The 12,620-nt window shown below is 38.5% G+C and carries 10 protein-coding genes and 1 other RNA gene; 4 read left to right on the forward strand and 7 right to left on the reverse strand.

All coding sequences use genetic code 11. The features are described from left to right. Window positions 1-56 precede the first annotated feature (56 nt). The 3 genes from V2145_RS17980 to V2145_RS17990 all read left to right on the forward strand — a co-directional run bounded on the left by V2145_RS17980 (window position 57) and on the right by V2145_RS17990 (window position 2,685). The gene (locus tag V2145_RS17980) at window positions 57-1,031 is read left to right on the forward strand and encodes an ABC transporter substrate-binding protein (RefSeq protein WP_094911141.1); all 975 of its coding nucleotides are present in this window, start codon (window positions 57-59) and stop codon (window positions 1,029-1,031) included. A 111-nt stretch (window positions 1,032-1,142) separates the two neighbouring features. Next, a complete protein-coding gene (locus V2145_RS17985; RefSeq protein ID WP_330988061.1) occupies window positions 1,143-1,334 on the forward strand; it encodes a YozQ family protein in 192 nt (63 codons plus the stop codon). Between the two features lie 148 nt (window positions 1,335-1,482). Then, a complete protein-coding gene (locus tag V2145_RS17990) occupies window positions 1,483-2,685 on the forward strand; it encodes an MFS transporter (RefSeq protein ID WP_330988062.1) in 1,203 nt (400 codons plus the stop codon). A 37-nt stretch (window positions 2,686-2,722) separates the two neighbouring features. On the opposite strand, the gene V2145_RS17995 is transcribed toward V2145_RS17990, so the two are convergent. Beyond that, on the reverse strand, window positions 2,723-3,442 hold the full coding sequence (locus V2145_RS17995; protein ID WP_330988063.1) for a YebC/PmpR family DNA-binding transcriptional regulator: 720 nt from the start codon (window positions 3,440-3,442) through the stop codon (window positions 2,723-2,725). Between the two features lie 320 nt (window positions 3,443-3,762). On the opposite strand from V2145_RS17995, the gene V2145_RS18000 reads away from it, so the two are divergent. Beyond that, entirely contained in the window at window positions 3,763-6,933 is a 3,171-nt protein-coding gene (locus V2145_RS18000) for a bifunctional cytochrome P450/NADPH--P450 reductase (protein ID WP_442956789.1), read from the forward strand. 89 nt (window positions 6,934-7,022) lie between these two features. Here V2145_RS18000 and V2145_RS18005 read toward each other — a convergent pair whose 3' ends face one another. The 6 genes from V2145_RS18005 to rnr form a co-directional block, all read right to left on the reverse strand. Continuing rightward, entirely contained in the window at window positions 7,023-7,655 is a 633-nt protein-coding gene (locus V2145_RS18005; protein WP_311856171.1) for a LysE family translocator, read from the reverse strand. Between the two features lie 30 nt (window positions 7,656-7,685). After that, window positions 7,686-8,108, reverse strand: a complete 423-nt coding sequence (locus V2145_RS18010) for a DUF2000 domain-containing protein (RefSeq protein ID WP_330988065.1) — start codon at window positions 8,106-8,108, stop codon at window positions 7,686-7,688. After that, entirely contained in the window at window positions 8,108-8,935 is an 828-nt protein-coding gene (locus V2145_RS18015) for an AraC family transcriptional regulator (RefSeq protein WP_311856167.1), read from the reverse strand. The genes V2145_RS18010 and V2145_RS18015 overlap by 1 nt, the downstream gene beginning before the upstream one ends. Before the next feature lie 262 nt (window positions 8,936-9,197). Further along, window positions 9,198-9,559, reverse strand: a transfer-messenger RNA (tmRNA) gene (gene ssrA / locus V2145_RS18020). A 138-nt stretch (window positions 9,560-9,697) separates the two neighbouring features. Further along, a complete protein-coding gene (gene smpB, locus V2145_RS18025) occupies window positions 9,698-10,165 on the reverse strand; it encodes an SsrA-binding protein SmpB (protein ID WP_076512327.1) in 468 nt (155 codons plus the stop codon). A 69-nt stretch (window positions 10,166-10,234) separates the two neighbouring features. After that, on the reverse strand, window positions 10,235-12,589 hold the full coding sequence (rnr, locus tag V2145_RS18030; protein ID WP_330988066.1) for a ribonuclease R: 2,355 nt from the start codon (window positions 12,587-12,589) through the stop codon (window positions 10,235-10,237). Between the last annotated feature and the right edge of the window lie 31 nt (window positions 12,590-12,620).

The following is a 12,620-nucleotide window of genomic DNA, read 5'->3' on the forward strand; positions in this document are numbered from 1 at the left end:
TATTATCATAGTTGTAATTGAAAATCATTATCAATCATACATAGGGGGTTCATTAAATGAAAGCGTCTAAGGTGAAATATTTATTCTCACTGATGGCTGTAATGGTTCTTGTTTTCTTAGCAGCTTGCGGTAACTCATCATCTGAAGGTGAAAAAGAAAACAAAGATAGCGCAGCAAAGGATCAGTCTTATACAATTAAACACGCAATGGGTGAAACAGAGATTGAAGGAACACCTAAACGTGTTGTTATTTTAACAAATGAAGGTACGGAAGCACTATTAGCTATGGGTGTTAAGCCAGTCGGAGCAGTAGAGTCTTGGTTAGGAAACCCTTGGTATGACCATATTAAAGACAAGATGGAAGGTGTTAAAAGCGTAGGTACTGAAAGTGAGCCTAGCCTTGAAACGATTGCATCTTTAAAGCCAGACTTAATTATTGGTAACAAAATGCGTCAAGAAAAAGTGTATGATCAATTAAGCCAAATTGCACCAACCGTTTTTGCTGAAGAGTTACGAGGCGACTGGAAAGAAAACTTTAAGCTTTACTCAAAAGCAGTGAACAAAGAAGATGAAGGTAAAAAAGTATTAGCTGACTTTGATAACCGAGTAGCTGATTTAAAAGAAAAACTTGGAGATCAAAAGAAAGAAGAAATTTCAGTTGTACGCTTTACGGCTGGAGATGTACGTATTTATCATAAAGATTCATTTTCTGGTGTCATTCTAGATCAACTTGGCTTTGCTCGTCCTGAATCACAGAATAAAAGCGACTTTGCAGAAATGAACGCAACAAAGGAACGAATTCCTGCGATGGACGGAGATAAGATATTCTACTTCTCATACGAAACTGGTGATGGCGAAGCAACAAAAGTAGCTAAAGAATGGACAAACGATCCGTTATTTAAGAACCTAAACGCATCTAAAACAGATAGCGTATATCCAGTAGAAGATGCAATTTGGAACACTGCAGGTGGCGTATTAGCTGCAAATGAAATGCTAGATGATATTGAAAAAGTATTTTTAGGTGAAAAATAAACAACAGGACAGCCTTTACAGAAAGGCTGTCTCTTTTTTTGTGCATATATCCTTCCCTACTCACACAAACTGAGAAAGAAGTTTATTTCACTATGGAAAGGAAGATACACTATGAATAAAAATGAAAATGAAAACCAAAACCAAAAGCAAATCAAACCAGTTAATACAAATGATTTAGCAGGACGCCAGTTTAAGTCTGAAGACTATAAAAATAGTGATGAAGTATCTCAAGGTCTTGCTGAAACGCATGAACAAATGAGTGATACTTACCAAGAAGGTACGGTTGAAGATACAAATCGTTAATGCTAAAAAGACGCTTTCTAGCGTCTTTTTTCCTTTCCCTTCCCTTCTCTCTTACTTTTTCCAAGCTCAAAATTACTAGTGACAAAATGTAAAGACAGTTGTAAACTGTTTAAGACTAATGTAAAGACATCTGTTAGAGGAGGACCTTATGAGTAATAACAACTTGTCTGAACGTCAGCTATTAAACATCGCCGGACTCGGGTGGCTATTTGATGCAATGGACGTAGGCATTCTTTCATTTATTATTGCAGCTCTACATACAGAATGGAACCTTACACCTAATGAAATGAGCTGGATTGGCAGTGTTAACTCCATCGGTATGGCTGTTGGAGCTCTTGTTTTTGGCTTGCTTGCAGATCGAATTGGCCGAAAATGGGTTTTTATTATCACGCTGCTACTCTTTTCGATTGCGAGCGGCTTGTCTGCTTTATCGACAACATTATGGGTATTTTTAATTTTACGATTTATTATCGGAATGGGACTAGGCGGGGAGCTTCCTGTTGCTTCGACACTAGTATCAGAAACTGTAGCTCCTGAACGACGAGGAAAAATTATTGTACTGCTAGAAAGCTTTTGGGCATACGGCTGGTTAGCTGCCGCACTCATCTCATACTTCGTCATCCCGAACTTCGGTTGGCAAATTGCACTATTAATTACCGCTTTACCTGCTTTTTACGCACTTTATTTGCGTATCAAACTTCCAGATTCTCCGAAGTTTACACAATCAATTGCAGAGAATAAGCCCTCCGTTTTAGATAATATTAAGCATGTATGGAGCAAAGACTATCGTAAACCAACCATAATGCTATGGATTCTTTGGTTTTGCGTTGTATTCTCCTACTACGGTATGTTCCTATGGTTACCAAGCGTTATGGTCATAAAAGGATTTAGCTTAATTAAAAGCTTCGAATACGTACTCATTATGACTCTTGCACAACTGCCGGGCTATTATACGGCGGCTTGGTTTATTGAAAGAATGGGACGAAAATTTGTATTAATCACCTATCTTATCGGAACAGCTGCAAGTGCATATTTCTTCGGAACTGCAGAGTCTCTTGCGTTATTACTTGCATCGGGAATGCTTTTATCCTTCTTTAACCTAGGTGCTTGGGGAGCTTTATATGCATATACGCCTGAACAATATCCAACCGTTATTCGTGGTACTGGCGCAGGAATGGCTGCTTCCTTTGGTAGAATTGGGGGAATTCTAGGGCCACTCCTTATTGGTTATTTAACAACCCAAGGCACTTCTCTGACTGTTATATTTGCCATTTTTGCAGGGGCAATCTTAATCGGAGTTGCATCGGTTATCTTCTTAGGATCTGAAACAAAACAAAAAGAATTAGCCTAATAAAAAAAGACGTTCTACATGAGAACGTCTTTTTTTATTATTCGCTTAGGTCAACATTATGATAGACCTGTTGAACGTCATCTAGGTCTTCAAGTGCATCAATCATTTTTTCAAACTGAGCTTTTGCATCTTCAGGCAACGTCACGTCGCTCTGAGCTAACATCACAATTTCTGCTACTGTAAACTCTGTAATACCAGCTTGTTTAAAAGCAGCTTGTACAGCGTGGAACTGATCTGGCTCAGCGTACACAATCACTGCATCTTCTTCTTCTAAAATATCGCGAGCGTCAACGTCTGCTTCCATTAAAATTTCAAGAACTTCGTCGGATGATTTACCTTCCAGTCCAATAACAGCAGTTGCATCAAACATATAAGAAACAGATCCACTAACACCCATATTACCGCCGTTTTTACCAAAAGCAGCGCGCACGTCTGAAGCTGTTCTGTTTACATTGTTTGTTAATGCATCAACAATAACCATTGAACCGTTCGGACCAAAACCTTCATAACGAAGCTCATCATAACTTTCTTCGCCGCCGCCTTTTGCTTTTTCAATTGCACGGTCAATGATAGCTCTTGGTACGTTATATGTTTTTGCTCGCTCTAAAACAACTTTTAGCGCTTGGTTTGCTTCTGGATCTGGCTCACCTTGTTTTGCTACTACATAAATTTCACGACCAAACTTAGCATAAATTCGACTTGTTTGAGCATCTTTTGACGCTTTCTTTTCTTTAATATTATTCCACTTACGACCCATATTTTTCACTCTCTTTCGAATGTATATCTATGTTAAAACATCAATCTGCCATCTTCTATTATACCGCAATTAATTTATTCGGCAATTCTTTCAGCACCATCATCATTCATCTTTACATGGTAAGAAATAAAAGCTACTACTATAAGGAATCAGCTCATATATTAAGCTAGAAGCCGCCTGATTTCCTACTTCAAAAAAGGATATCATTGGTATTAAAAATAATTAAGTGATAATATTATTTGTCTATAGCATTTTGAAAAAGATGCTTTTTTGACAACTGAATATTTCCCTATTTATTACATTTAGGAAGGATGATTTTCATGAAAACAGAAATACCTCAGCCTAAAACATACGGTCCACTCGGCAATGTACCTTTGCTCGATAAGAATACTCCCATCTTATCACTAATGAAATTAGCCGAAGAGTATGGTCCAATTTTTCGACTACAAGGTCCGATGGGTTCTTCTCTTGTTATTTCAGGGCATGAACTTGTAAAGGAAGTTTGTGATCAATCCAGGTTTGATAAAAGTGCTGAAGGTGCTTTAGCTAAAGTTAGAGCTTTTGGGGGGGACGGTTTGTTTACGAGTTGGACGCATGAACCGAACTGGCAAAAGGCACACAATATTTTAGCTCCAACCTTTAGTCAACGTGCAATGAAAGATTACCATTCTATGATGATTGATATTGCAGTTCAGCTTATTCAAAAGTGGGAACGTTTAAACCCAAATGACGAAGTTGACGTTCCAGAGGATATGACGAGACTCACCTTAGATACAATTGGTCTATGTGGATTCAACTATCGTTTTAACAGCTTCTATCGAGAGAGTTATCACCCGTTTGTAACAAATATGGCCCGTGCATTAGAAGAGTCAATGCATCAAACGCAGAGACTTGATATTCAAGACAAGCTAATGGTACGAACAAAAAAACAGTTTCAACAAGATATCCAAGCGATGTTTTCATTGGTTGATAATATCATCTCAGAACGCAAAAACCAAAATGGTCAAACAGCCAAAGATTTATTGGCTCGCATGCTAACTGTTAAAGATCCAGAAACAGGTGAACTACTGGATGATGAAAACATTCGCTATCAAATTATTACGTTTTTAATTGCAGGTCACGAAACAACAAGTGGGTTACTTTCATTTGCGATTTACTACTTAATGAACAACCCTGATAAGTTGGAGAAAGCTTACAAAGAAGTCGATGCTATTTTGACAGATGAAGTACCTTCATACGAGCAAGTAGTAAAACTCAAATATATAAAAATGGTGTTAAATGAATCCCTTCGATTATGGCCAACCGCTCCAGCTTTTAATCTGTTTGCAAAAGAGGATACTCTAATAGGTGGTAAGTACCCTGTGCAAAAAGAAGGAGAGCGAATAACGGTGCTACTTCCGTCTTTGCACCGCGATAAGGATGCTTGGGGAGACGATGTAGAAGAATTTATTCCAGAGCGCTTTGAAGATCCTGAAAAAGTGCCACACCATGCCTTTAAACCTTTTGGAAATGGGCAACGAGCATGTATTGGTATGCAGTTTGCGCTTCATGAAGCCGCACTTGTACTTGGAATGCTATTAAAGAAATTTACATTTATTGACCATAATCATTACCAGCTAGACATTAAACAATCACTAACACTAAAGCCTAATGATTTTAAAATTGGAGTGCAAAAGCGAGCAGTAAATTTACAACCGGCTATAATAAAAGAACAAGACCAAAAAGAAGAAAAGCAAGAGCAAAAACAAGCAAAAATTATCGGGGCAAATAAACTACCTCTACTTGTGCTTTACGGATCCGATACGGGCACAGCCAAAGGTGTAGCCGAAGAGCTTGCAGAAGAAGCAAGCATTCACGGTGTGAAAGTAGAGACAGCGAGTTTGAATGACCACTCTCGATCTTTACCAAAAGAAGGTGCTGTTTTAATTGTCACTGCTTCTTATAACGGACAACCACCTAGCAATGCAGTTCAGTTTTTGAAATGGTTAGATGAAGCAGGAGCAAATGAACTTGAAGGCGTTACATATGCTATATTTGGCTGCGGAGACCGCAACTGGGCCAGCACTTATCAAGCAGTTCCAAGAGCAATTGACGAACTGCTTGCAAAAAAAGGCGCAACGCGTTTTTCAGAACGAGGAGAAGGTGATGTTAGCGGCGATTTTGAAGAAGAGTTTAGTACTTGGAAATCCACAATGTGGAAGTCAGCAATAAGCACATTTGGATTAAAGGTAACGGAAAATTTAGAGAAAAAACAGGATTCCCTTCGCTTACAGTTCGTAAGTGGTCTAAATGTTTCACCGTTGGCACCTTCATACGAAGCAATCCAAGCAACTGTTATAGAAAATCGTGAACTGCAATCGCCTGCTAGTGATCGAAGCACGCGTGCTGTTGAGGTGCAGTTACCTGATGGAATGACGTATAAAGAAGGTGATCATTTAGGGGTCTTACCAAAAAACAGCCCAGCTCTCGTAGATCGTGTACTAAGAAGATTCCGTCTAAACGGAAGTGACCAAGTATTGCTAACAGCTACCGGACGCTCTGCAGTTCACTTACCGGTAGATCGTCCCGTATGCTTAGAGGATTTACTTAAATATAGTGTTGAGCTCCAAAGCGTCGCTACTCGTGCACAAATTCGTGAGCTTGCTTCTTTCACTGTTTGTCCACCGCATAAACATGAGCTTGAAGCTCTGCTTGAGGAAGGGACCTATCAAACAGAAGTATTGGCAAAGCGCATTTCAATGTTAGACTTTTTAGAGAAGTATGAAGCGTGCGAAATGCCGTTTGAACGTTTTTTAGAACAACTCCCAGCGCTCAAACCACGCTACTACTCTATTTCAAGTTCGCCACTTGTAAAAAAAGATACGCTTAGTATTACGGTTGGTGTTGTTGATTCACCTGCTTGGAGTGGTAACGGCTACTATAAAGGTATTGCTTCAACTTATTTAGCTGAATGTAGAGAAGGTAAAGAAATTACATGCTTTATCCGTACACCTCAATCGAACTTCCAGCTGCCAGAAAACAAAGAAACGCCTGTTATTATGGTCGGTCCTGGAACTGGCATTGCACCATTTAGAGGATTCTTACAGCAACGTCGCATGTTGAAACAACAAGGAACGAACCTTGGGGAAGCTCACCTTTACTTCGGATGCCGTCATCCAGAGCTTGACTATCTTTATCAAGAAGAGCTGGAACAATCTGAACAAGAACATCTTGTATCGGTCCATACAGCATTTTCTCGCTTAGAGAATCAAAAGAAAACATATGTACAGGACCTTATCAAGAAAGATGGAGATTACTTAATTTCACTGCTTGACCAAGGTGCTTACCTCTACGTTTGTGGAGATGGAAGCAAGATGGCTCCTGACGTTGAACAAACACTTTGCGAGGCTTATCAAAGCGTTCATAACGTAAGCGAGCAAAATGCTAGAGAATGGCTGAGTAACTTACAGGTAAACGGCCGCTATAACCAAGATGTTTGGTCTGGTGCATGATTTAGTTGCACATGAAAGCATCGAAAAAGAACCATAAAGTAAGTTTATGGTTCTTTTTCATATGTTCAAACAGCAGTAGTTTATGAACATCATATAATCGTTTTTATTCCTACACCAATCAGCATTAATCCTGTAGATTTTTGAAATACCTTTTGAACTCGTGGTTTTTCTAACCACCTTTTCACATACTCTATGATATAAACGACAACTAAAAACCAAATCACCGCTATTCCAGTCAGAATTAGACCTAAAACTATTAGCTGCTGATTTACATTTTCATTAATGTTAATGAACTGAGGCATAAATGTTATATAGACTAAGATCGTCTTTGGATTAAGAATATTGCTAATTGCTCCTTGCAAATAGGAATCTCTATAATAACGGTGTAATGAATGATGAGTTTGAGCATCATCTTCAACCTGAATTGATTTTAGTGAGACAATATCTTTATCTACAAACGCCTTCACGCCTAAATAAAATAAATATGCCGCTCCTAAATATTTAATTGCATTGAATAGAAATACGGATTGGGCAATAACAACTGACAAACCTAGAACTGCAACAGTCGTCCAGAAAGTAAGTCCTGTTGCCATTCCTAATATTGTATAGCGTCCAGCTTTTGCTCCGTGATTAAGCGTATTTTTCATAATAAGAATTGTATCTGCACCTGGAATCATAGACATAACAAGCGCCATTAAGATATAAGCAACTAAATTATCCATTTTACTCCTCCTTACTTTCTTCATTGCTTACTATCTTAGTAGAGCAATATCCCCTGTTAGGCTGTTTACCTTTTTTTTATCTCCGTATATGCCTAAACCAAAATAGCGATAATCGACTTTAGACATTGTTTGTAGCTTAGTAATATAATCTTCATATGTTTTACAACGTTGCGCAGCATCCGAGAAATCTACCACTATTAAGTCTAAGAATGGCTCTGTCATTGTCTTATCTTTTAGGTTACTGAGGAGTTCTGTAGTTCCTTTTAAAATGGGAATAGGCGCCTTCACAATACCTAAATGTTCAATACCCGAGCCATCTACCACATTATCCCCTATCATATCCGCTACTTTAGCTCCCAGTGTGACCCCTAATATTGCTGCGGTATTAGCAATTAAACCTAAGGGTAAATTCTCATCAATGACAAGCACACACTTTTTTTCACAATGACTCATTACCTGTCTCCTCTACTTCTAAAGATTTTCATATACTGCTTTGGCGTAAGGCCAATTAGCTTTTTAAAACACTTTGTTAAATGACTCTGATCACTAAAGCCAGTTAAAACAGCAGTCTCAATGGGCTTAATGCCTTGTTCTAACATGTGCTTTGCTTCATTTACTCGAATAGTTTCTAGATATCTATAAGGAGAAATTTTCTTTTGTTTAATGAAAGATCTCAGTAAGTGATATTTGCTCCAACCTATTAACGCACTTAAATCATTAAGAGTTATTGCCTTTTCATAATTTTCCTCTAAATAGTCACATACATCTTTAATTTCATGAGAGATTTCATGATTAGGTGCAACAACTTCAAGGTCAGAATATGCTTGGATTATTTCTTCTAATAAATGAAAAAGTAACTCTTCTTTTTTAAATTCCGTTTCTCCCTCTAGAATCTTCAGGTGTAACTCTTTTAAACTGTGTACAATCTCGCTTTGAAATAAAACGCTTTGATTGAAGATTGGAAGACGCTCGCTACCAGTAATCTCGAGCATTGCTTTGCTCATAACTTCTGACTTTACATTAATACAGCGATAGTCCAACGTTTTGTTATCTATTTGTTCGCAGCTATGTGTGTCATAAGGATTGAATAACAATAAGTCTCCAGGATTAATGGTATATTCATTCCCTCTACACTCCAGGTGACGCTGTCCTTTTTCAATAAAGCCGATGACATAATACTCATGAAAGTGCGCCGGAAACTTTTGCATAATTCCTTTAAACTGATAGGCTTCAATATTTAAATCCGGATCAAGATAAGCAGTTCGAATCTCATTTGACATGTAGCTACCCTCCTATAGTGTAATGAAAGTTTTAAAATAACATTTACTTTTATATTTTTCTTGTATGATGTTGCGCTTAATATAGATATTGCATTGTTAAATAAAAATTAAATGCGTTTCTAATAGCGTAATGATAAAAAAATTTAATTTGTAACACGAAGCCAGTTAACTAAATCTAAAATAAAAAAGAACCATAAAGTTGCAGCAAGTGCAGCTTTATGGTTCTTGTTATAAGTAAGGTTAGCCACCAAAATTATGTATTTGGTGGAGACGGTGGGAGTCGAACCCACGTCCAGAAATATCGCCACTTAAGCGTCTACGAGTGTAGTCAGCATATTCGCATTTCGCTCATTTATCTGCCTGCTGACAGGCGCCCAAAGAGCTAGTCTGATTAATCTCTTCCTTCGTCCTCAGACGGCGAACTCCGGCGTAGCCCACTTCAAGTGAGTCCCTTACCCTACCACATGGGCGATGGAGGGAGGAACCGCTAAGCTGTTATTAGGCAGCTAAAGCGAAGTTATTGTTAGATTTGCCAGTTATTATTGGCGTTGATGTTTTAACGAGGCCATCTCCTCGACTCGCAACCTAAGCTCGAACTATCCCTGTCGAATCCGTAACGTCCCCATTATGAAAAGGGAGTCGGAATGCGTAAGATTTTTCACTTACAGCAGATAGCGACTTGTGTTTGCAAAAAGTCATCTAACGAATAACTATTTTTATTATAGCACAAAACAAGTATTTTGCAATTGTAAAATAATGTAACTATTCTTTTTGACGATCGCGGAAAGCTCGCTCTATATCGCGCTTTGCTTCTTTGCGCTTTAAATCTTCACGCTTGTCATATTTCTTTTTACCCTTACCAAGACCTAGCAAAACTTTAGCAAAGCCATTTTTCAAATAAATTTTTAAAGGTACGAGTGAATACCCTGTTTCTTTAGTATAGCCAATTAATTTATTGATTTCACGCTTATGAAGTAAAAGCTTACGCGTACGCAACGGCTCGTGATTGTAACGGTTTCCTTGTTCATATGGACTAACGTGCATATTATGTAAGAATACTTCACCATTTTGAACGCGTGCAAATGAATCTTTTAAGTTTACGCGTCCGTTACGAATCGATTTTATTTCCGTTCCTTGTAGGACAATCCCTGTTTCGTACGTTTCTTCAATAAAATAGTCATGCCTTGCTTTTTTATTTTGAGCAACTACTTTCCCTTCACCTTTTGGCATCCTAACTTCTTCCCCCTTTAATCACTCTGCGCGTGTTTAGAAGCAGCCGTTAAGGCTGCTTCCATTCACTTATTTACGCTTCTTCTTTTTCTTTTTAAGATTTGGTGCGCCTTCAAAGAATCTTTTCTTTTTCTTCTTTTTCGGCTTTTGTGTTGTCCATTCGCCCTTTGAATCGTCCGCTTTATCTTTACGACGACCTCTACGGTTTCCTTTATCGTCCTTACGTGATTTTTGTTTCATGTTAATCACTTTTGGACGGTCTTTGGACAAACGCTTTTGACTAGTCTTCATGCCGACAATAACAAAGTCAATCGCACGCTCGTCTTTATTTACATCAGCAACTTTAATTTCGATCTCGTCCCCGATACGGAACACTTTTCCTGTTCTCTCACCAATCATTGCATAATGGCGTTCATCGTAGCGGTAATAGTCATCCGTTAAATCGCTAACATGCACAAGACCTTCAATTGTATTTGATAGCTCAACGAACATTCCAAAGTTTGTTACTGAGCTGATAATTCCGTCAAACGTTTCACCAATTTTATCTGCCATAAACTCGGCTTTTTTCATATCATCTGTTTCACGCTCTGCGTCAACTGATCTTCTTTCCATACTTGAAGAATGATCCGCAATTTCAGGAAGCTTCTCGCTCCATTTTTCTTGCGTTGCTTCATCGACTTGATTGTTGATTAAATACGTACGAATTAAGCGATGAACAATTAAATCTGGATAACGACGAATTGGAGACGTAAAATGCGTGTAGAACTCGGCTGATAGTCCAAAGTGACCAAGATTATCAGCTTGATATTTGGCTTGCTGCATCGAGCGTAACATTACTTTAGAGACGACCATCTCTTCTGGTGTTCCCGCCACGGCTTCTAAAATGTCCTGTAGCGCACGAGGATGAATGTCATTTCCAGTTCCTTTTACAGCATATCCAAAATTCGTAACAAATTCTAAAAATCGATTAAGCTTTTCTTCTTTTGGATCTTCATGAATACGATACATAAATGGAACGTTCATCCAGTGAAAATGCTCAGCCACTGTTTCATTTGCTGCTAACATAAACTCTTCAATCAATCTTTCTGATACAGAGCGCTCACGCAATACCACATCAGTTGGGTGACCATCATCATCAACTAATACTTTTGCCTCTTTAAAGTCAAAGTCGATGGCCCCTCGGTCCATACGCTTTTCACGAAGAATTTCTGCCAATTTTTCCATTCGTTCAAACATTGGAATCAGTTCTTCATAGCGAGCACGAACAGCTTCATCTTTGTCTGTTAAAATTTTATTAACATCGGAGTACGTCATTCGCTCAGTTGTTTTGATTACACTTTCAAAAATTTCATGATTAACAACTTCTCCGGCTGGCGTGATTTCCATTTCACAGGAAAGTGTTAACCGATTTACTTTTGGATTCAAGGAACAAATTCCGTTTGATAATCGGTGTGGAATCATTGGAATTACGCGGTCCACTAAGTAGATACTTGTTCCACGTTCAGCTGCTTCTACATCAATGGGTGAACCTTCTGTTACATAGTGACTAACGTCTGCAATATGAACACCTAACTTATAGTTGCCGTTTTCAAGCTCTGTCACCGTTACGGCGTCATCTAAGTCTTTAGCATCTGCGCCATCAATGGTAACAATCACTTGATCTCGTAGATCTCGACGACCTTTTATTTCGTCTTCTGAAATCGTTTCAGGTGTACTAATTGCTTGTTCTAAAGCATCTCCAGGAAATTCTTGTGGAAGACCATATTTATGAATAACTGAGATAATGTCGACACCAGGATCATTTTTATGACCTAAAATCTGTACAATTTTCCCTTCAGCATTCATGCGGCCCTCAGGATAGCTTGTTAGCTCTACCACAACTTTGTGTCCTTCTGCCGCTCCGTTGCGTGCACCCTTAGGAATAAAGATATCTCCGGCAACCTTTTTATCATCTGCAATAACAAACCCAAAGTTTTTACTTTCTGTGTACGTTCCAACAATCTGTTGTGTACCACGTTCAATAATTTTAACAATGGTTCCTTCACGGCGATTACCAGAGGACTCTGACAGCACACGAGCCAATACAATGTCTCCATGCATTGCATTATTTGTCTCCGTGGGTGGAATGAAAATATCATCTGCTCCTTGCTCTTCTGGAACAACAAACGCAAACCCTTTGGCATGCCCCGTTACTTTTCCTTTAACGAAATTCATTCTTTCGGGTACACCATATCGATTGTTTCTTGCTCGAATTATAAGACCTTGTTCTTCCATAATCACAAGAGCTTTTACAAAATCTTTAAACTCAGCCGAATCTTCAATCCCAAATTCTTTCTCTAATTCTTGGACCGTTAAAGGTTTATACGTTTCTTCTTTCATGAACGTCAACAAACGGTCAATGTACTGTTGGATTTCTTGTTCCATGTCTTTCCCTCCTTTTCGTTGTGCTTATCAA

The sequence above is a fragment of the Priestia sp. GS2 genome, assembly GCF_036409025.1.
Lineage (GTDB): Bacteria > Bacillota > Bacilli > Bacillales > Bacillaceae_H > Priestia > Priestia aryabhattai_A.

What these genes read in the sequence shown, in the direction of transcription:
- V2145_RS17980 (WP_094911141.1), top strand. Translation starts at nt 57, where the DNA reads ATGAAAGCGTCTAAGGTGAAATATTTATTCTCACTGATGGCTGTAATG.
- V2145_RS17985 (WP_330988061.1), top strand. Translation starts at nt 1,143, where the DNA reads ATGAATAAAAATGAAAATGAAAACCAAAACCAAAAGCAAATCAAACCA.
- V2145_RS17990 (WP_330988062.1), top strand. Translation starts at nt 1,483, where the DNA reads ATGAGTAATAACAACTTGTCTGAACGTCAGCTATTAAACATCGCCGGA.
- V2145_RS17995 (WP_330988063.1), bottom strand. Translation starts at nt 3,442, where the DNA reads ATGGGTCGTAAGTGGAATAATATTAAAGAAAAGAAAGCGTCAAAAGAT.
- V2145_RS18000 (WP_442956789.1), top strand. Translation starts at nt 3,763, where the DNA reads ATGAAAACAGAAATACCTCAGCCTAAAACATACGGTCCACTCGGCAAT.
- V2145_RS18005 (WP_311856171.1), bottom strand. Translation starts at nt 7,655, where the DNA reads ATGGATAATTTAGTTGCTTATATCTTAATGGCGCTTGTTATGTCTATG.
- V2145_RS18010 (WP_330988065.1), bottom strand. Translation starts at nt 8,108, where the DNA reads ATGAGTCATTGTGAAAAAAAGTGTGTGCTTGTCATTGATGAGAATTTA.
- V2145_RS18015 (WP_311856167.1), bottom strand. Translation starts at nt 8,935, where the DNA reads ATGTCAAATGAGATTCGAACTGCTTATCTTGATCCGGATTTAAATATT.
- smpB (WP_076512327.1), bottom strand. Translation starts at nt 10,165, where the DNA reads ATGCCAAAAGGTGAAGGGAAAGTAGTTGCTCAAAATAAAAAAGCAAGG.
- rnr (WP_330988066.1), bottom strand. Translation starts at nt 12,589, where the DNA reads ATGGAACAAGAAATCCAACAGTACATTGACCGTTTGTTGACGTTCATG.